At 69.8% G+C, this 19,473-nt stretch carries 14 protein-coding genes and 1 other RNA gene; 12 read left to right on the top strand and 3 right to left on the bottom strand.

What is annotated here, in order from left to right; all coding sequences use genetic code 11:
* Window positions 1–4: 4 nt before the first annotated feature.
* Genes GZ64_RS0114565 through GZ64_RS0114555 form a run of 3 tightly spaced genes read right to left on the bottom strand, consistent with a single transcriptional unit; the run spans window position 5 to window position 4,450 of the window.
* Window positions 5–2,272: a DUF3488 and transglutaminase-like domain-containing protein gene (locus GZ64_RS0114565; RefSeq protein ID WP_029267288.1), complete on the bottom strand. Its 2,268-nt coding sequence runs from the start codon at window positions 2,270–2,272 to the stop codon at window positions 5–7.
* On the bottom strand, window positions 2,259–3,449 hold the full coding sequence (locus tag GZ64_RS0114560) for a DUF58 domain-containing protein (RefSeq protein ID WP_021199149.1): 1,191 nt from the start codon (window positions 3,447–3,449) through the stop codon (window positions 2,259–2,261). Before GZ64_RS0114560 ends, GZ64_RS0114565 begins: the two co-directional genes overlap by 14 nt.
* 11 nt (window positions 3,450–3,460) lie before the next feature.
* Window positions 3,461–4,450, bottom strand: a complete 990-nt coding sequence (locus GZ64_RS0114555; protein ID WP_021199148.1) for an AAA family ATPase — start codon at window positions 4,448–4,450, stop codon at window positions 3,461–3,463.
* 143 nt (window positions 4,451–4,593) lie between these two features.
* On the opposite strand from GZ64_RS0114555, the gene ffs reads away from it, so the two are divergent.
* From ffs to GZ64_RS0114500, 12 genes are all read left to right on the top strand, one after another.
* Window positions 4,594–4,690, top strand: an RNA gene (gene ffs, locus GZ64_RS19745) — signal recognition particle sRNA small type.
* Window positions 4,691–4,773: 83 nt separating this feature from the next.
* The gene (locus tag GZ64_RS0114550; RefSeq protein WP_029267286.1) at window positions 4,774–5,382 is read left to right on the top strand and encodes a rhomboid family intramembrane serine protease; all 609 of its coding nucleotides are present in this window, start codon (window positions 4,774–4,776) and stop codon (window positions 5,380–5,382) included.
* Window positions 5,379–6,101, top strand: coding sequence for a hypothetical protein (locus tag GZ64_RS0114545; RefSeq protein WP_021199146.1), 723 nt, complete (start codon window positions 5,379–5,381; stop codon window positions 6,099–6,101). Before GZ64_RS0114550 ends, GZ64_RS0114545 begins: the two co-directional genes overlap by 4 nt.
* 65 nt (window positions 6,102–6,166) lie before the next feature.
* Window positions 6,167–8,299 (top strand): phosphate acetyltransferase, encoded by a 2,133-nt coding sequence (gene pta, locus GZ64_RS0114540; protein ID WP_029258723.1) that lies wholly within the window; start codon window positions 6,167–6,169, stop codon window positions 8,297–8,299.
* Window positions 8,296–9,516 (top strand): acetate/propionate family kinase, encoded by a 1,221-nt coding sequence (locus GZ64_RS0114535; protein WP_029267284.1) that lies wholly within the window; start codon window positions 8,296–8,298, stop codon window positions 9,514–9,516. The genes pta and GZ64_RS0114535 overlap by 4 nt, the downstream gene beginning before the upstream one ends.
* Before the next feature lie 112 nt (window positions 9,517–9,628).
* Window positions 9,629–10,387 (top strand): HAD family hydrolase, encoded by a 759-nt coding sequence (locus GZ64_RS0114530; RefSeq protein ID WP_021199143.1) that lies wholly within the window; start codon window positions 9,629–9,631, stop codon window positions 10,385–10,387.
* A complete protein-coding gene (locus GZ64_RS0114525; RefSeq protein ID WP_029267282.1) occupies window positions 10,384–12,888 on the top strand; it encodes a glycoside hydrolase family 65 protein in 2,505 nt (834 codons plus the stop codon). Before GZ64_RS0114530 ends, GZ64_RS0114525 begins: the two co-directional genes overlap by 4 nt.
* A gap of 45 nt (window positions 12,889–12,933) precedes the next feature.
* A complete protein-coding gene (locus tag GZ64_RS0114520) occupies window positions 12,934–15,210 on the top strand; it encodes a DNA polymerase III subunit gamma and tau (RefSeq protein WP_029267281.1) in 2,277 nt (758 codons plus the stop codon).
* Window positions 15,210–15,803, top strand: a complete 594-nt coding sequence (gene recR, locus GZ64_RS0114515; RefSeq protein WP_029267279.1) for a recombination mediator RecR — start codon at window positions 15,210–15,212, stop codon at window positions 15,801–15,803. The genes GZ64_RS0114520 and recR overlap by 1 nt, the downstream gene beginning before the upstream one ends.
* Window positions 15,800–16,717 (top strand): DMT family transporter, encoded by a 918-nt coding sequence (locus tag GZ64_RS0114510; protein ID WP_029267277.1) that lies wholly within the window; start codon window positions 15,800–15,802, stop codon window positions 16,715–16,717. The genes recR and GZ64_RS0114510 overlap by 4 nt, the downstream gene beginning before the upstream one ends.
* A 215-nt stretch (window positions 16,718–16,932) precedes the next feature.
* Entirely contained in the window at window positions 16,933–18,213 is a 1,281-nt protein-coding gene (locus GZ64_RS0114505; protein WP_029258718.1) for an aspartate kinase, read from the top strand.
* 180 nt (window positions 18,214–18,393) lie between these two features.
* A complete protein-coding gene (locus GZ64_RS0114500) occupies window positions 18,394–19,464 on the top strand; it encodes an aspartate-semialdehyde dehydrogenase (RefSeq protein ID WP_029267275.1) in 1,071 nt (356 codons plus the stop codon).
* Window positions 19,465–19,473: the final 9 nt, after the last annotated feature.

Raw genomic sequence — 19,473 nt, 5'->3', positions numbered from 1 at the left:
CGGGTCAGATCGTCACACCGGGCTCGGCGGCTCTCGGGGCGTACAGGGAACGCGGGATCAGCACGGCCCGCACCCTGGTGGCCCGATCGGCGCTCTGCCGCAGGCTCGTGAGAACGTCGCCCAACGGCTCGGCGAGGTCGTCCGTCGCCTCGCCGGGGCGGGCGTAGTTCGAGCGCTCGACCGCATCGGTGAGGTGTCGTATCGCCTCGGCCCCCACGCCGTTCTGCCGCACCAGTCCTGCCGCGCGCGTGCGTGGCGTGTCGGCGTCAGACACCGGGATCTGCAGGTCGATCAGGGTGTCCCGGAGTTCCGCCCATGCCGCAGCGGAATCTCCTCGACGTGCCCTGTTCAGCCGCGCTCGGCGTTCCACGAGCCGGATCAGTGCGGGAAGCAGGAGCAGCACGACGATGCCGAGGGCTGTGAAGACCACCGGCGTCGGGTCGAGGCGGCGCAGATCGTCGCCGCTGGCCGCGTCGCCGCCGGCATCGTTGCGGTCGATCTCGGGACCCGAGGTCTGCTCGGCCTGCGGTGCCGTGGTCGGGGCCGGGGCGGACGGGCTTCCGGCACCTCCACCCTGCGTCGCTCCGGGACGGAAGGCGGTGGGCACACCCAGAGACGCGGTGGGCTCGAACGGAACCCATCCGATACCGGGGAACAGCACCTCCGGCCAGGAGTGCAGCCGGTCGCTGGTCACGGAGAACACCGACTCGCTGCCGCGCTTCTCGTCGGTCAGCGAACCGGGAAGGTATCCGACGACGATGCGCACCTGCATGCCCAGGCTCTCCGCCATCAACGCGAACGCCCCCGCGAAATGGACGCAGTATCCCGACCGCGCCTCGAGGAATTCCGCGACGGCTTCCGCCCCGGTGCCGTCGAAGCCTTCCTCCACCGGGGTCTCCAGCGAGTAGGCGAACTGCGAGCGGAACCAGTTCTGCAGCGCGATGAGCCGGTCGTAGTCGGTGCTCGCCGCCGCGGTCACGTCGTCCGCGAGCTCACCGATGATCCCGGGGAGCTCGACCGGTTCGGCATCGGGATCGACGACGGGGGCGGCGGCATCGATCGCGCGGATCTGCTCGAGGGTGGGGATCAATCTCGACGACGTGACCGTGTAGTCGTTCCCGACGGCGTCCGCGCCGCGGGAGTACAGCGTGCGATTCTCGGGGGCGATCCTCCAGGCATTGCTGAGTCCCTGCACGGCGGTGGCGGGATAGGGCACCGGGAGCCAGGAACTCGACATTCGCAGCACGCGGATGGAGGTGTTCTGTTCTTCCGTCGCGATGTCCTCGCCCCATTCCGGGGGACCGAATCCGTCGTTCTGCGCCTGCAGGTCGCCGTCGTCCGGCTGCCAGACGCGGCCGTCGAAGCGCGAGAGCGTGGTCAGACGCAGGTACGGTGCCGTGTCGCCTTTCGCGGCAACGGTGAGGACTTCGACCGGATTGGGCTGGCGCAGGTCGTCTCCGAGACGCAGCGAGGCGTCGACCGTGACGCCGACCCCGTTGCCGGCGAGGCTCGCGGTGACGGGCATCATCGGGGCGATGGCCACTGTCGTCGCCAGCGCGGCGGCTCCGAGCGCGACGGCCAACGACGTCGACGAGCGGCGCGGGGATTCCGGATGCCGGCGTGCGGTGTAGCGGAGGAGGAGCAGGGCGACCGCGCCGAAGAGCAGGAACCAGGCCACGTTCGTGTCGCCGAGCGTGACGATCATCGGCACGGCACCGATGACGCCGGTCAAGAGGACGGCCAGCACGGCCGAACGATGCGCGACGAGATGGTCGAGGAGGATCGCGACGACCGCGAAGCCGATGCCCATCACCGCAGCGAGGCCGGGGGAGGGATCCAACGGCGCGGATCCGAACACCACGGCCTCGACGGCGGAGGCCCCGAGCACGCCGAACAGCGTCAGCGTCGCCGATGTCGGGACGATCCCGAAGATGGCGGTGTCGCCGGCCACGAGCAGCGTCACGACGGCGATGGCGACCACGATCTGCACGGCGAAGGTGACGATGTCCTGCGCCCACGCCGCTCGTCGCCGCAGCAGGTGTCGCGTCAGCATCCCGGTGCCCGCCACGGCGACGATCACGGCGATCACGGTGAAGGACCACGCCCCGGGGCCGATCACCGAGGTGAACGGCCACATCGCCGTGAGCGCCGCCATCGCCGCGAGTGCGCCGGGGCCGACGATGCCGGCCGGCTCCTCGTGGTCGCGGTGCCAGAAGGCCGGCCTGCGCGTGGCGACGGTCGGCGCCGGCGGGGCCTGCTCAGCGCGGAACATCGCCGACCCCGATCCGGGCAGAGACGGCGTCTTCCCACGCCGCGGGGATGTCGTCCCCGAGTGGGGCCACCGTCCATCCATGGCGGACGGAGGCCTCGGTGGCGCCGGGGAGCAGCTCTGTGCTGAACAGCATCGGTGCAGCGGCACCTGCTGAACGCAGCAGGGCCGCATCCTCCTCGTCGAGGCGGCCCGTGATGTAGACGAGCGGACCGGGCGGGGTGCCGCCGACGAGCGCCATCAGGTCACGGCTCTCTCCGCGCGGGGTGACCGTCGCGAGCGCAGCGAGCAGACCGTCGCGATCGTCTTCATGCCCGCGAAGCGCGCCGAGCAGCGTTCCTGCGCTGTCGAGAACGTCGACGCTGTACCCCTCCGATGCGAGGTGCACGGCCGCGGAGGCGCACAGGGAGACCGCTGCTTCGAAGGCGGGATCCTCGTCGGTGCCCGGTGCGTCCCAACGGCGCCCGCTGCGGTCGAGCACGACCACTGCGTCGGGGCTGGACTCCTCCTCTTCCTGACGCACCATCAACTGACCGCGATGCGCGGTCGCCCGCCAGTGGATACGGCGCATCGAGTCGCCCGGGATGTATCCGCGGGGCGAGAGGTTGTCGCTTCCCTGCCCGAGCCGGGTGGAGGAGGTGTGCGCGGTGCCGCCGGCGGCACCGACACGCACGGCCAGCGGGGCGAGCGCGAACACCTCGGGAACGACCGTCACGCTCCTCGTCTCGCCGAATGCCTGCTCGCGCTGCGCCAGACCGAACGGGTCGACTGTGCGCAGCATCAGCGGCCCGAGGGGCCAGACGCCGCGTCGAACACCGGTGATGAGGTACGTCAGCTGGCCGGTCTCGGGGGGATATTCACCGCCGGAGTCTCCGGAGACCGCGTCGGGGAGCACATCGTGCCAGAGCCCCCGCGGCACCCGGATCGCTCGCAGCGAGAACCGCACCGTCACTCGTGACGTCTCGGACACGGTCAGCAGATCGGTCGAGATCTGGCGGGTGACCGTTCCGGATCGTCGTGGCAATCGCACCGCGATGAGGGAGAAGAGCGTGACGGCCGCGAGCAGCACGCCGATGTAGAGCAGGACGCGCGTGCCGAGGAGGTTCGCGGCGATCATGCAGCCGAGCGCGGCGACGAGCGCTCCGGCACCGCGGCCGGTGAGGGATCGACGTCTTCGCATGATGAGGTCTGTCAGGAACGCGTCGCGACGGGGACACGCACCCGCTCGACGATCTGGGTGAGGGCGGCCTCGACCGGTTGCGCGCCGGCGCGATGTGCGCCCCTGGCCGGGAGCAGGCGGTGCGCCAGCACAGGGATGAGCAGCGCGGTGATGTCGTCGGGGATCACGTACTCGCGTCCGTCGAGAGCAGCCCACACCTTCGCGGCCCTGACCAGCTGCAGGGTGGCCCGAGGGCTCGCACCGAGATGCAGGTTCGGGTCGGAGCGGGTGGCTTGGGCGAGCGCGACAGCGTACTCCTCGAGCGCGGGGGCCACGTGCACCGAGCGCGCCCAGGCGATGAGGTGGGCGATGGACGCCGCGTCGGCGACGGGCGACACAGCCGCGAGGGGGCTGACGACATCACGCTGGCGCAGCATGAGAGCCTCGGCGGCGGCATCCGGATACCCCATCGAGATCCGCATCATGAACCGATCGCGCTGCGCTTCGGGCAGGGCGTAGGTCCCCTCCATCTCCAGCGGGTTCTGGGTCGCGACGACCAGGAACGGCTGGGGCAGCAGGTGCGTAGAGCCGTCGACGGTGACCTGCCCCTCCTCCATCGCCTCCAGCAGAGCGGACTGCGTCTTGGGGGAGGAGCGGTTGATCTCGTCGGCGATCACGATGTGCGCGAACACCGCGCCGCGCTTGAATTCGAATTCGCGATCCACGGGGTTGTAGACGGACACCCCCGTGACGTCGCCGGGCAGCAGATCGGGCGTGAACTGGATGCGGCGCACCGTCGCATCCACGCTCGCGGCGAGGGCCCTGGCGAGCATGGTCTTGCCGACCCCTGGAACGTCTTCGATCAGCAGGTGCCCCTCGGCGAGGAGGCATACGAGAGCGCTGCGCACCGCGTCCGGCTTGCCGTCGATGACCTGGCCGATCGAGCCGAGGATCGCAGACGTCTGTGCGGCGAACCTCTCGGCATCCATCGATACCGGGGTCAGGGGGGCGTTCTCTGGCATGCGTTCCCTCTCACGTCGGCGCTGCGGTGCGCGTGACTCGATCGTAACCCTGCACGGGGTGCGCCGCTCTGGCAGGTTCCCCTGAGGATGCACGTGGAGACGTGCGCGGTTCGGACCATCGCGCCGGTCGGGTTAGGATGGTTGACGGCTCTCCGCGTGGCGGCATCCAGGCCAATTCCCCCAGGGCGGAAACGCAGCAAGGGTAACCGGGCTCTGCTGGGTGCGCGGAGAGTCATTTTCTTTGTGCGGGCGTCTCGTTCGTGTGCGGGCTTCTCGCCCCGGGCGCACAGCCCTCTCGTGGGTGCACCTGCGACAATCGTCCGGTGACCGTCACCCCGCCGCCGCAGACGCAGCATCCGCTCGGCCGATTCGCCTCGCCGGTGCTGCTGCTCGTCGCGATGTGGGTCGTGCAGTTCGCCGACGCGATCCTCCCCGGCTCGTTCACCGGATTCGGGCTGCGGTCCTGGGACGTCTCCGGACTCGGCGGCATCGTGCTCGGGCCGCTCCTGCACGCGAACTGGCAGCATCTCATCGCGAACTCCGTCCCGTTCCTGGTGCTCGGCTGTCTCGTCGCGGTCGAGGGCACGCGACGGTTCTGGACCGTCACCGCGATCGTCGCCGTCGTCGGGGGCATCGGCACCTGGATGTTCAACGCTCCCGGCACTCTGACGGTCGGGGCGTCGGGGCTGGTCTTCGGCTACTTCGGGTACGTCGTGATGCGGGTGTTCGCCCCCGGCCGTGTGGCGCACCGCATCCTGTACGCCGTGATCGCGATCGTCGTGATCGCGCTGTACGGCGGCTCGATGCTGGCCGGCGTCTTCGGTGTGGCCGACGGCATCTCCTGGCAGGGGCATCTGTTCGGGGCCATCGGAGGTGGCATCGCCGCCCTCGCCGGCCGCCGGCCGCGAACCGGCGGAGCCCTCGCGCCATGAACGCCGCACCGGCATCGCGGGCCGGACGCAGGCCGGCGACGAAGAAGCCGGCAACCAGAGGCACGCGCACGAAGAGCACGACGAACACCAAGAAGACCAGGAAACGCCGCGGTCCCGGCGCGCGACGGCAGGCGGCGAATCGTCTGCGCCGGCGGAAGATCCTGCAGCGCATCCTGATCTCCGGGGGCGCCGTCGTCGTCGCCGTCGGTCTGTTCGTGCTCATCCCCCTGGGGCTCGCGCGCGATCCCGCGCCGATCTGCATCGACCGCCCGCAGACGTTTCCTGCGGAGGGCATCGAGGGATGGAGTGGTGAGCAGCTCGAGAACGCGGCCACCATCATCCGCACCGCCGCGGTTCTCGGCTACGCGCGTGAGGGGCAGATCCTCGGGGTGATGACGGCGATGGGGGAGAGCAGCCTGCGCAACATCGACTACGGCGACTGGGAGACGCGCGGATTCACCAACCCCGATGGAACCCGGACGACCAGCATCGGACTCTTCCAGCAGCAGGAGTGGTGGGGAAGCGTGGAGCAGCGGATGGATCCGGCGACCGCGACGACGCTGTTCTTCGATCGCCTCGGACGGCTCCCGGACTGGCAGACGATGGAGCCCTCCCACGCGATCCACCGGGTGCAGATCAACACCGACCGCGACTACTACTCGCGGTTCCAGGCGGATGCCACGGCGGTCGTCGATGCGATGTCCGGACCGTGCGAGTGACGTCGCGGCATTTGACCCGGTGAGACGCTCGGTGCGTTCATGGATGCCGCGCCTAAGCTGAAGTCGTGGCGCAGAGCATCTACATCACCTCGGCCGAAGGCCATACCGGAAAGTCGACGATCGCCCTCGGGGCGCTCGACGCTCTGATGCGCGTCTCGCCGCGGGTGGGCGTGTTCCGTCCGATCGCCCGCTCGGTCACCGCGCGCGACGAGATCCTCGAACTGATGCTCGCGCACGACGGGGTGAACCTCGACTACGAGGACTGCATCGGCGTCACCTACGACGATGTGAGGGCCGACCCGGAGGGCGCCCTGTCGACCATCGTCGCGCGGTTCAAGGCGGTCGAGGCCCAGTGCGATGCCGTCGTCGTCATCGGCAGCGACTACACCGATGTGGCCAGCCCTGCGGAGCTCGGTTTCAACGCCAGGATCGCCGCCAACCTCGGAGCCCCGGTGCTCCTCGTTCTCAGCGGTCGCGACCAGCAGCGCCAGGCCGAGCAGTTGGGGACCACCACGGCGCGGTCGGCCGCCGCGATCGCGCAGATCGCGGCGCTCGCCCTGTCCGAGTTGACGGAGGAGCGGGCGGAGCTGTTCGCCGTCGCGGTCAACCGCGCCGACCCGGAGGCGCTCGACGCCATCATCGAGGCGGTGCATGCCGCGCTCCCCGCGGAGAGCACGCCGGTATGGGCGATCCCCGAGGACCGTGCTCTCGTCGCGCCGTCGATCCGTGGCATCCTCGCGGCCGTCGACGGCACGCTGCTCAAGGGCGACGACGATCGTCTCACGAGGGAGGCGCTGACGATCGTCGTCGCGGGCATGTCGATGGTGAACGTGCTGCCCCGACTGACCGAGGAGGCGGTCGTGGTGATCCCCGCCGACCGCACCGAGGTACTGCTGGCTGCGCTGCTCGCCGATTCGTCCGGCACCTTCCCCCGCATCGCCGGCATCATCCTGAACGGGCCGTTCCCGCTGCCGGAGCCGATCGTGCGACTGCTCGACGGCTTTGCCTCGTCGGTGCCGATCATCACGACGGATCTCGGCACCTATGACACGGCGGTGCGCGTGATGAGCACCCGCGGACGCATCTCCGCCGATTCGCGCAGCCGCTATGACCGTGCGCTCGGCCTCTTCCAGGCGCATGTCGACATCGCCGAGCTCACCGAGCAGCTCGGCCTCGCCGAGGCTCACGTGGTGACTCCGCTGATGTTCCAGTACGGACTCATCGAACGCGCACGCGGGGACCGCCGCCGCATCGTGCTGCCGGAGGGGGACGACGATCGCATCCTGCGCGCCGCGGCCACGCTGCTCGCGAGAGAGGTCGCCGACCTGACGATCCTCGGCGACGAGGCAACCATCCGCGCCCGCGCCGTCGAACTCGGCGTCGACATCACGGCGGCCCAGGTGCTCAGCCCGACCGATCCCGAGCTGGTCGAGCGTTTCGCCGCGGAGTACGCCCGGCTACGGGCCCACAAGGGCATCACGCTCGCCCAGGCGGCGGACACGGTGACCGACGTGTCGTATTTCGGCACGATGATGGTGCACCTCGGCCTCGCCGACGGGATGGTGTCGGGCGCCGCGCACACCACCGCTCACACGATCCGCCCGTCGTTCGAGATCATCAAGACCAAGCCGGGAGTGAACGTGGTCTCCAGCGTGTTCCTGATGGCGCTCGCCGACCGCGTGCTCGTCTACGGCGACTGCGCCGTGATCCCCGACCCGACCAGCGAGCAGCTCGCCGACATCGCGATCTCCTCCGCGACGACCGCCCGGCAGTTCGGCATCGATCCGCGCGTGGCGATGCTGTCGTACTCGACGGGGGAGTCCGGATCCGGTGCGGACGTCGACAAGGTGCGCGCCGCCACCGCCCTCGTGCGCGAACGGGCGCCCGAGCTCCCTGTCGAGGGGCCGATCCAGTACGACGCCGCCGCGGATGCGGCGGTGGCCAAGGCCAAGCTCCCCGGCTCCGCTGTGGCCGGACGGGCGACCGTGTTCGTCTTCCCCGACCTGAACACCGGCAACAACACCTACAAGGCCGTGCAGCGCTCAGCCGGCGCCGTCGCGATCGGCCCGGTGCTGCAGGGGCTCAACAAGCCGATCAACGACCTCTCCCGCGGTGCGCTCGTCGACGACATCGTCAACACGGTGGCGATCACGGCGATCCAGGCGCAGGGAGCCGAGCAGGCGGGAGAGGCGGCATGAGCGCCATCCTGGTCATCAACAGCGGCTCCTCCTCGTTGAAGTACAGCCTGATCGACATCGAGCAGGAGAATCTGCTCGCGAGCGGGCTGATCGAGCGCATCGGTCAGGAGATCAGCCCGGTCGCGCACACGGTGCGCCCCGCGGTCGACGGCGACGCCGTGCCGACCATGCTCGACGCCACCTACCGCAGTGAGAGGCCGATCGCCGATCACGCCGCCGCCTTCGAGGTGATGCGCGAGCAGTTCGTTACGCACGGCCCCTCTCTCGACGAGCATCGCCCCGTCGCTGTCGGGCACCGTGTGGTTCACGGCGGCGCCCGCTTCTACGCCCCCACGCTGATCGATGCCGACGTGGAGCGGCAGATCGACGAGCTCGCGGTGCTCGCACCGTTGCACAACCCCGCGAACCTCGCCGGCATCCTCGCCGCGCGCGCCGTGTTCGACGGCGTTCCGCACGTCGCGGTGTTCGACACGGCCTTCCATCAGACGCTCCCTCCCGCCGCCTACACCTACGCGATCGATGCGGCGCTCGCCGCGGAGCACCGGGTGCGCCGCTACGGCTTCCACGGCACGAGTCACCAGTACGTCAGCGAGTCCGCCGCCGCGTTCCTCGGTCGTGACCTCGGGGATCTCCGGCAGCTGGTGTTCCACCTCGGCAACGGGGCCTCGGTGACCGCGATCGACGGCGGCCGCTCGGTGGAGACATCGATGGGGCTCACCCCTCTCGAGGGGCTCGTCATGGGCACGCGCTCGGGCGACATCGATCCGGCCGCGCTCGTGCACCTGTCGCGCCGTGCCGGGCTGTCGATCGACGACCTCGATTCTCTGTTGAACACCCGCAGCGGACTCGCCGGTCTCGCCGGGCGCAGCGACATGCGCGACATCCTCGCGGGCGTCGAGGCGGGGGAAGGCGCGGCGATGCTCGCGTTCGACGTGTACGTGCACCGGCTGCGCGCCTACGCCGGCGCCTACATTGCACAGCTGGGGGGAGTGGACGTCATCTCCTTCACCGCCGGCGTGGGCGAGAACGCCGCGCCGGTGCGTGCCGGTGCGATGGCGACGCTCGGCTTCGCCGGTGTGGAGATCGACCCCGCCAGGAATGCGGCACGAGAGCGCGGCATCCGCCGGATCTCCACGGATGCCTCTCCGGTGATGGTCCTCGTCGTGCCGACCGACGAGGAGCTGCAGATCGCGCGGCAGACGGCGGAGCTGCTCTGATCGCTGCGCCGATCCTCCCGCAGGGGTTACCCCGCGGCGCGCGACCGCATTACGCTTGCACAGTGGCACGGAGAGGTGCCGGCCCGACGATCGCCCTTCTCCTGGAGGCTCTGTGCCTGAAGCACTGCCCGACCTGTTCCACGCCGACGGCGTGCTCTTCGACCTCGACGGCGTGCTCACCCCGACGGCCGAGGTGCACATGCGCGCCTGGAAGGCCGTGTTCGACGATGTGTTCGCGCGATGGGGGATCACTCCGCCGTACACCGATGCCGACTACTACGACTACGTCGACGGCAAGAAGCGCTACGACGGCGTCGCGAGCCTGATGCACAGTCGCAACGTCGAGCTGCCGTGGGGCGACGTCGACGACGACCCCTCGGCCGAGACCGTGTGCGGTATCGGCAACCGCAAGAACGCCGCGTTCGCCGCATCGCTGCGCGGCCAGGGGATCGCGCCGTATCCCGGCTCGCTCGCACTCGTCGAGAGCCTGCATTCCGCCGGAGTCCCGCTCGGCGTGGTGTCGAGCTCCAAGAACGCCGAAGAGGTCCTGGGGGCCGCGGGCCTGCGCTCCTTCTTCCGGATCGTCGTCGACGGCGTCGTGGCCGAACGCGACGGACTCGCCTCCAAACCCGCCGCCGACATGTTCGCCGCCGGTGCCGTCGCCCTCGGGATCGACCCCGCCCGTGCGGTCGCCGTGGAGGACGCCACGTCCGGCGCCGCCTCCGCTGCCGCGGCCGGCTTCGCAACCGTGGTCGGCGTCGACCGTGGCACGGGTGCCGACGCCTTGCGCGCGGCCGGCGCCACCGTCGTGGTCGACGACCTCGCCGTCCTCCTTCCCTCTTCCCGCACCGACATCCCGGAGACCGCATGATCGACCGCGACCGCTTCCCCGTCGACCCGTGGCGTCTGATCGACACTCACTACTCGGAGGAGGGCGTCGGAGAGACGCTGTTCTCCGTCGGCAACGGCTATCTCGGCCTGCGCGGCAACCACATCGAGGGTCGCGGCGCGCAGGAGCACGGCACGTTCATCAACGGCCTGCACGAGACCTGGCCGATCCGTCACGCCGAGCAGGCCTACGGCTTCGCAGAGGTCGGGCAGACGATCGTCAACGCGCCGGATGCCAAGGTCATGCGCGTGTACGTCGACGATGAGCCGGTCTCGCTGGACGACGCCGATGTGCGCGAGTACCGGCGCACACTCGACCTGCGCACCGGCGTGCTGGAGCGCCACGTGGTCTGGGAGACGCCCTCGGGCAAGCGCGTGCGCATGCGGGACGAGCGCATCGTCAGCTTCGAGGAGCGTCATCTCGCCGTGCTGCGCCTCGAGGTCGTGGTCGAGAACGCCGACGCGCCCGTCACCATCAGCTGCCAGCTGCTCAACAGGCAGGACGGTGCGGGCGTCTACGCGGGTACGCCGATCGGCACGAAGGCCGCGGCGTTCGACCCCCGCAAGGCCGAGAAGATCGCCGACCGCGTGCTGGAGCCGGCCGAGCACTGGCAGGACGGGCTGCGATCCGCGCTCTCCTATCGTGTCGCCGATTCGGGCATGACCGTCGCCGTGGTCGCCGATCACGTCGTCGAGACCGAGAACGAGTACAACGCCCGCACGCTGGTGGAACCGGACATCGCCAAGAACGTGTTCCGTGTGCAGGCGAAGGCCGGCGTGCCGATCACCGTGACCAAGCTCGTCAGCTACCACACGTCGCGAGGCGTGCCCCCGCGCGAGCTCGTCGACCGCTGCCGTCGCTCGCTCGACCGGGCGGCGGACGAGGGCGTCGAGACCGTGTTCCGTCGGCAGCGGGAATGGCTCGACGCGTTCTGGGAGCGCAGCGACGTGCAGATCGGCGGGCGCGACGACCTGCAGCAGGCCACCCGCTGGTGCCTGTTCCAGCTCGCCCAGGCCTCGGCGCGTGCCGACGGCGCCGGAGTCCCCGCCAAGGGCGTCTCCGGCTCGGGATACAGCGGGCACTACTTCTGGGACACCGAGATCTACGTGCTCCCGTTCCTCACATACACCTCGCCACGCTGGGCATACAACGCGCTGCGCGCCCGCGTGCGCATGCTCCCGGCCGCACGTCGTCGGGCCGCGCAGCTCAACGAGGCGGGGGCGCTCTTCCCCTGGCGCACGATCAACGGCGAGGAGGCCTCGGCCTACTACGCGGCCGGCACGGCGCAGTACCACATCAACGCCGACATCAGCTTCGCCCTGGGCAAGTACGTGCGTGCGACGGCGGACGAGGAGTTCCTGCGTCGGGAAGGCGCCGACATCGCGATCGAGACCGCCCGGTTGTGGGCGACCCTCGGCTTCTGGCGTGCCTCCCGGTTGATCGAAGGCATGCCGGGGGAGGGGACCGAGACGTTCCACATCCACGGCGTCACCGGCCCCGACGAGTACACGACGGTCGTGAACGACAACCTCTACACGAACGTCATGGCGCGCTACAACCTCCGCTACGCGGCCAAGATCGTGCGCGAGATCAGGGAGAGCTATCCCGACGACTACGTGAAGCTGGTCGACCGCACCGGCCTCGGCCCCGGCGAGGCCGAAGCCTGGGATCGCGCCGCAGAGGCCATGTACATCCCCTACAGCGAGGGCCTCGGCATCCACCCGCAGGACTCCCTGTTCCTCGAGCGCGAGGTGTGGGACCTCGCCAATACGCCCGCCGATCAGCGTCCGCTCCTGCTGCACTTCCACCCCCTCGTGATCTACCGGTTCCAGGTGCTCAAGCAGGCCGACGTCGTGCTGGCGCTGTTCCTGCAGGGCAATCACTTCACGCCAGAGGAGAAGAAGGCCGACTTCGACTACTACGACCCGCTGACCACCGGCGACTCGACTCTCTCGGCCGTCGTGCAGTCGATCCTCGCCGCCGAGGTGGGGTATCAGGACCTCGCGCAGAAGTACTTCGAGCAGTCGCTGTTCGTCGACCTGCACGACCTGCACCACAACGCGGCGGACGGCGTGCACGTCGCTTCCGCCGGCGGGGTGTGGACGGCTCTGGTGTGCGGTTTCGGCGGGATGCGCGACTATGCCGGCGAACTGAGCTTCGACCCGCGGCTTCCGGCGAGCTGGCCGTCGCTGTCGTTCCCGCTGCAGTGGCAGGGATCGACGCTGCACGTGACGGTGACTGCGGCCGAGCTGCGCGTGCAGGTGAGGAACGGACCCCCCGTTCCCTTCAGCGTGCGAGAGACCGCGTACATCGCGACCGTCGACGACGAGGTCGTCGTGCCGCTCGCGGATCAGGGTCCCCTGCTCCCCGGTCGTCCGACGCTCCGACAGTTCGCCGACGCTCGACGCGAGGACGGCACGCGCATGTCGGCATCCGTTCCCGTGATCACGACGACGATCCCGGTGATCGAGACGATCGACTGATGCTCGGGCCCGCCGAAGGTCGGTGGCACGCCGTAGGCTGTTGAGGTGACCACAGCCCTCTACCGCCGCTACCGACCCGAGACGTTCGGCGAGATGATCGGGCAGTCCCAGGTGACCGATCCGCTCATGACGGCGTTGCGCGGTGACCGGGTCGGCCATGCCTATCTGTTCTCCGGCCCCCGCGGGTGCGGCAAGACCACGTCCGCGCGCATCCTGGCGCGGTGCCTGAACTGCGCCGAGGGGCCGACCGACGTGCCCTGCGGCGTCTGCCCGAGCTGTGTGGAGCTGTCGCGGGCCGGCGGCGGATCACTCGATGTCGTCGAGATCGACGCGGCGAGCCACAACGGCGTCGACGACGCGCGCGACCTGCGCGAGCGGGCGACATTCGCCCCCAGCCGCGACCGGTACAAGATCTTCATCCTCGACGAGGCGCACATGGTGACGCCCCAGGGCTTCAACGCGCTGCTCAAGCTCGTCGAAGAGCCGCCGGAGCACGTGAAGTTCATCTTCGCGACCACCGAGCCCGAGAAGGTGCTGGGCACGATCCGCTCGCGCACCCACCACTACCCGTTCCGGCTCGTCCCGCCGGCCGCGATGCTCGAGTACGTCGCCAAGCTGTGCGTCGAAGAGGGCGTGATCGTCGAACAGGGCGTCCTCCCGCTCGTGGTCCGCGCCGGCGGCGGCTCGCCCCGTGACACGCTCTCGCTGCTCGACCAGCTGATCGCCGGCTCCGACGCCCCCGCAGGTTCGGAGACGGTCACCGTCGGCTATGCGCGCGCCGTCTCCCTGCTCGGGTACACGCATGCCGCCCTCCTCGACGAGATCGTCGACGCGCTCGCCGCGGGCGACGCGGCGACCGCGTTCCCCGCGATCGACCGGGTCGTGCAGACCGGGCAGGACCCCCGTCGCTTCGTCGACGATCTGCTCGAGCGTCTGCGCGATCTCATCGTGATCGCGGCGGTCGGCGCCGGCGCATCCGCCGTCCTGCGCGGTATCGCCGAAGACGACCTGGAGCGCATGCGCGCCCAGGCCGCAGAATTCGGCTCCGCACGCCTCTCGCGCACGGCCGACGTGGTGAGTGCGGCACTCGACGACATGTCGGGAGCCACATCTCCGCGCCTGCATCTCGAGCTCATGGTCGCACGGGTGCTCGCGGGAGCGACGGATGCCGCCGTGGCTGCGCCCGCGCCGGCGGGGGAGCGTACCGCGGCTCCCGCCCGACAGGTCGCGACCCCGGCAGCGCCGGCGCCTTCCGCGTCATCCACGATCGCGGCTTCGGCAGGTTCATCGGCTCCCGTCAGCCCGGCCGCCTCCACGCACACGCCGGAGCCGGTCGTCGTCGAATCCGCTCCTGCTTCCGCTGCTCAGACTCGGGTCGTCGAGCAGGCGGCGAGCGAGAGCGTCGGTGCGGTATCCGACGGTGCCGCACCGGAACCCGCGGCTCCTGCAGAACCCGCGGCTCCTGCGGCATCGCAGGGACCGGTCACGTTCGAGCGCATCCGCGCCGCGTGGCCCGCCGTGCTGACGCGGCTCGAGAGCATCAGCCGCACGTCCTGGCTGCTGGCCACGGCCGTGCAGCCCCTGGCGTACGTCACCGAGACCGAGGTGCTCACGCTCGGATTCACCAGCCAGCACGATGTCGCCAAGTTCAAGGGCACGACCCCGGGCTCAGGGCCTTCCGACCACCTGCGTTCCGCGATCGAGAACGAGCTCGGCGTCCGCGTGAAGTACCTCCCCGCCCCGATGCCGACCGGGGGTGCCCCGCGCCAGCCGGCGTCGTCCGGATCCTCGGCACCGACTGATTCCGCTCCCGCATCGGAGCCTGCGTCAGCGCGTTCCCCTCGTTCGCAGGTCCGTGGCGCGTCCGCATCGTCGGTGACGGAGTGGGCCGTCGCGTCGATTCCGACCGCGAACGAGGAGTCGGTGCGCGACGCTCCGATACCGTCCGCGCCGCTCCCCGTCGACGATGAGCCCGAAGAGGTCGAGGCAGCGGCCTCGGCACCGGTTCCCCCGTCCGACGGTGTCATCGATCGCGACGAACCGCCGCTGCCCGGCGACGACGAGGCTCCGGCCTACGACGATGAGCCTCCGTACGACCCCTCGTACGAGCCGCCGGCCGACCCGTCCGTGTCGCGCGGGGCTGCTCCTGACCGGTCGGCGCCGCAGACGCAGCGCACGGCCGTCGCCACTCCGCCGGTCGTCATCGAGCGTTCGCCCTCCGTCGGAGGAGTGCAGCGCTACGGTGAGGCCGTGATCCGCCAGGTGCTCGGCGCGACATTCCTGCGCGAAGAGCCCTACGAGCCCCCGACGAGGTTCTCCTGATGTACGACGGCATCGTTCAGGAGTTGATCGACGAGTTCGGTCGGCTCCCCGGCATCGGCCCGAAGTCCGCGCAGCGGATCGCGTTCCATATCCTGCAGACGCCGACGTTCGACGTCGCTCGTCTCGCTGAGCTGCTCAGTGAGATCCGTCTCCGCGTGCGGTTCTGCGAGATCTGCGGCAACGTCGCCGAGCAGGAGCGTTGCGCCATCTGCCGCGACCCGCGTCGCAGCCAGGCGCTGATCTGTGTGGTCGAAGACGCCAAAGACGTCGCCGCCATCGAGCGCACCAGGGAGTTCCGGGGCCTCTACCACGTCCTCGGCGGAGCGATCAGCCCCATCGCCGGTATCGGACCGGACGACCTGCGCATCGCCCAGCTCATGACCCGCCTCGCCGACGGCACCGTGCAGGAGGTCATCCTCGCCACCAACCCCAATCTCGAGGGGGAGGCGACTGGGAGCTACCTCAGTCGCCTGCTGACGACGATGCAGATCACGGTCTCCCGTCTCGCTTCGGGCCTGCCCGTCGGCGGCGACCTCGAGTACGCCGACGAGGTCACCCTCGGCCGCGCCTTCGAAGGCCGGCGCATCCTGTGAGCCCCCACACGGGCTTCTCACGTCGTGGCTGGCTCCTCTTCGGTGCCATGGCGCTGCTGTGGGGAGTTCCGTATCTGTTCATCAGCGTCGCGGTCGAGTCGTTCTCGCCACCGGCGATCGTGGCGGGGCGCACGCTCATCGCGGCTCTGCTGCTGCTGCCGTTCGCCCTCCGCAGCGGTGCGCTGCGTGCCGCTCTGAAGCACTGGCCGTGGGTGCTCGCGTTCGGCGTCGTCGAGATGGCGGGCCCCTTCCTGTTGCTCGGGCACGCCGAGATGACGCTGCCCTCCGGCATGACGGGCCTGCTGGTGGCGACCGTGCCGCTGTTCGCCGCTCTCATCGCCCTCGGCGGTGGCGACCGTGGCGTGCTGCGGCCGGCCCGCGGGATCGGTCTGCTCGTCGGGTTCGTCGGTGTCGCGGTGGTGGTCGCGGGTCCCGGGCTCTTCGGTGGTGAGGTCAGTCTTCTCGCGGCCGGCGAGGTGCTGCTGGTCGCGGTGCTGTATGCGACCGCGCCCTTCATCGTCGCTCGCAAGCTCAACGATGTGCCGTCCCTCGGCACCATCACCCTCTCTCTTCTCATGATCGGGATCTTCTACCTCCCGATCGGGCTGCTCACTCAGCACGAGGCGCCCACTCTGCCGTCGATCGTCGCGCTGCTCGCGCTCGCCGTGATCTGCACGGCGGTGGCCTTCCTGGCCTTCTTCGCGCTCATCCGCGAAGTCGGTCCGGTGCGCGCGCCACTGTTCACCTATGTGAATCCGGTGGTCGCGATCGTCCTCGGAGCCCTCGTCCTCGCCGAGCCGTTGACCCCCGGCCTGCTGCTGGGCTTCCCGCTGATCATCGTCGGGTGCTGGTTCGCCGCCACAGGTGGTCGGCTGCGGCCGGTCTCTCCCCAGGCTCTCCCGCCCTCCCTCTGAGCCGCGCCCCGCACCTCCTGCCGCGCACCTCCCACTCCGAGTCGTCGAGTGCACGGCTTGCCGCCGAGTGCACGGCTTGCTCACGCGAACATCCCGTGCACTCGGCGACATCCCGTGCACTCGATGCACCGCGACGCGACACATGCGCAACGGGGCATACGCGCCGATCGTAGAATGAGCGTGGGCGGATCCGCCCGTCATCCCAGGGAGTGATCGTGGCCCTCATCGTGCAGAAGTACGGCGGCTCGTCCGTCGCCGACGCAGAGAGCATCAAGCGCGTCGCCAAGCGCATCGTCGATACGCGTCGTGCCGGGCACGACGTGGTCGTCGCCGTGAGCGCCATGGGCGACACCACCGACGAGCTGCTCGATCTCGCCAACGAGGTCGCACCGATTCCCGCGCCCCGTGAACTCGACATGCTCCTCTCCAGCGGAGAGCGCATCTCGATGGCGCTGCTGGCCATGGCGATCCACTCCATGGGCTTCGAGGCGCGGTCGTTCACGGGCAGCCAGGCGGGCATGATCACCGACTCGCAGCACGGTGCCGCCCGCATCGTCGATGTCACGCCCGTGCGTCTGCGCGAAGCTCTGGACGAAGGCGCGATCGTGATCGTCGCCGGGTTCCAGGGCTTCAACCGCGACACCCGTGACATCACCACGCTCGGTCGCGGCGGGTCCGATACGACCGCCGTCGCCCTCGCCGCCGCGCTCGACGCCGATGTCTGCGAGATCTACAGCGACGTCGACGGCATCTTCACCGCCGATCCGCGCGTGATCCCGAAGGCACAGAAGCTCGACCACGTCTCGAGCGAGGAGATGCTGGAGCTCGCCGCCAACGGGGCCAAGGTGCTGTACATCCGCGCCGTCGAGTACGCACGCCGTCACGGCGTCCTGATTCACGCCCGGTCGACGTTCTCGTCGGCCGAGGGCACATACGTTCTGGGCGAGGGTATGAAGAACCCCCGCGAAGCCGAGGGAGCAGTCATGGAAGAACCGATCGTCGCCGGCGTCGCCACCGACTTCAGCCAGGCCAAGATCACGGTCGCGGGCGTGCCCGATGTGCCGGGCAAGGCCGCCGAGATCTTCAAGATCGTCGCGAAGTCGGGTGCGAACGTCGACATGATCGTGCAGAACGTCTCGGCCACCGGACGCACCGATATCTCCTTCACCGTTCCCAAGGCGGATGCGGCGGCCGCCCTCAAGGCCCTCGCCGGAGAGCAGACCGAGGTCGGGTTCCAGAACCTGATCCACGACGACCAGATCGGCAAGCTGTCTGTCGTCGGCGCGGGCATGCGCACGCACTCGGGTGTCTCCGCGACCCTCTTCGAGGCGCTGTCGGCCGGGGGGATCAACATCGAGATGATCTCGACCTCGGAGATCCGCATCTCGGTCGTGCTGCGCGACACCGACCTCACCGAGGCCGCGCGCACCGTGCACACCGCCTACGGACTCGACGGCGACGCCGAAGCCACGGTCCACGCCGGCACCGGCCGCTGATCTCCGCCGTTCATCGCCGTTTTCCTGCCGACTCCGTGCCCCATCGGGACGCAGCGCCGGCAGTTCGTGAGACCACGGTAGACTCGCCGAAACCCTGACACCGGCGCCAGGCGCAGCTTCATCACCCCGACGCCGCGCCCGAAGCCTCGTACGCAGTACCGCACGACGCCAAGGAACATCATGACCCGCATCTCCGATTCAGGACTCTCCGTCGCCATCGTCGGCGCCACCGGCCAGGTGGGCACCGTGATGCGCGAGATTCTCGCCGAGCGGTCGTTCCCGATCCGCGACCTGCGCCTGTTCTCCTCCGCGCGCTCCGCCGGCACGGCCATCGAGTTCGGTGGCGTGACGGTCATCGTCGAAGACGTCGAGACGGCGGATGTCGCGGGCATCGACATCGCCCTGTTCTCGGCCGGAGCCACCGCGAGCCGCGCTTATGCGCCGCGCTTCGCCGCCGCCGGCGCCGTGGTCGTCGACAACTCCAGCGCCTGGCGCATGGACCCTGAGGTCCCGCTCGTGGTCAGCGAGGTCAACCCGCACGCGATCGACGAGCGCCCCAAGGGCATCATCGCGAACCCGAACTGCACCACGATGGCCGCGATGCCGGTGCTGAAGGCCCTGCACGCCGAGGCCGGTCTCGAGCGTCTGATCGTGTCGACCTACCAGGCTGTCTCCGGCTCCGGCCTCGCCGGTGCCCAGGAGCTCCTCGGCCAGGTCGAGGGCGTGCTCGCACAGGGCGACACCCTCCGCCTCGTGCACGACGGGTCGGCGGTCGACTTCCCCGAGCCCGAGAAGTACATCGCGCCGATCGCGTTCGACGTGATCCCGTTCGCCGGCAACCTCGTCGACGACGGCGACAACGAGACCGACGAGGAGAAGAAGCTCCGCAACGAGAGCCGCAAGATCCTCGAACTCCCGGACCTCCGTGTCGCGGGCACATGCGTGCGGGTGCCGGTCTTCACCGGGCACTCGCTGTCGATCAACGTCGAGTTCGCCGGCGACATCACGCCCGAGCGTGCGCGCGAGGTGCTGAGCGTCGCTCCGGGTGTCGTGCTCGACGAGGTTCCCACCCCGTTGCAGGCCGCGGGGAAGGACCCGAGCTTCGTCGGTCGCATCCGCGCCGACCAGTCCGCCCCCGAGGGCAAGGGGCTCGTGCTGTTCCTCAGCAACGACAACCTGCGCAAGGGGGCGGCGCTGAACGCCGTGCAGATCGCCGAGATCCTGGCAGAGCGCCTGGCGGTCATAGCCTGACGGTATCCC

The organism is Microbacterium sp. Cr-K32 (assembly GCF_000708345.1).
Lineage (GTDB): Bacteria > Actinomycetota > Actinomycetes > Actinomycetales > Microbacteriaceae > Microbacterium > Microbacterium maritypicum_A.
This window is presented reverse-complemented; position numbering and strand designations above follow the sequence as displayed.

Coding starts and splice junctions, on each gene's coding strand:
- GZ64_RS0114565 (WP_029267288.1), bottom strand. CDS start 2,272: ATGTTCCGCGCTGAGCAGGCCCCGCCGGCGCCGACCGTCGCCACGCGC.
- GZ64_RS0114560 (WP_021199149.1), bottom strand. CDS start 3,449: ATGCGAAGACGTCGATCCCTCACCGGCCGCGGTGCCGGAGCGCTCGTC.
- GZ64_RS0114555 (WP_021199148.1), bottom strand. CDS start 4,450: ATGCCAGAGAACGCCCCCCTGACCCCGGTATCGATGGATGCCGAGAGG.
- GZ64_RS0114545 (WP_021199146.1), top strand. CDS start 5,379: ATGAACGCCGCACCGGCATCGCGGGCCGGACGCAGGCCGGCGACGAAG.
- GZ64_RS0114535 (WP_029267284.1), top strand. CDS start 8,296: ATGAGCGCCATCCTGGTCATCAACAGCGGCTCCTCCTCGTTGAAGTAC.
- GZ64_RS0114525 (WP_029267282.1), top strand. CDS start 10,384: ATGATCGACCGCGACCGCTTCCCCGTCGACCCGTGGCGTCTGATCGAC.
- recR (WP_029267279.1), top strand. CDS start 15,210: ATGTACGACGGCATCGTTCAGGAGTTGATCGACGAGTTCGGTCGGCTC.
- GZ64_RS0114500 (WP_029267275.1), top strand. CDS start 18,394: ATGACCCGCATCTCCGATTCAGGACTCTCCGTCGCCATCGTCGGCGCC.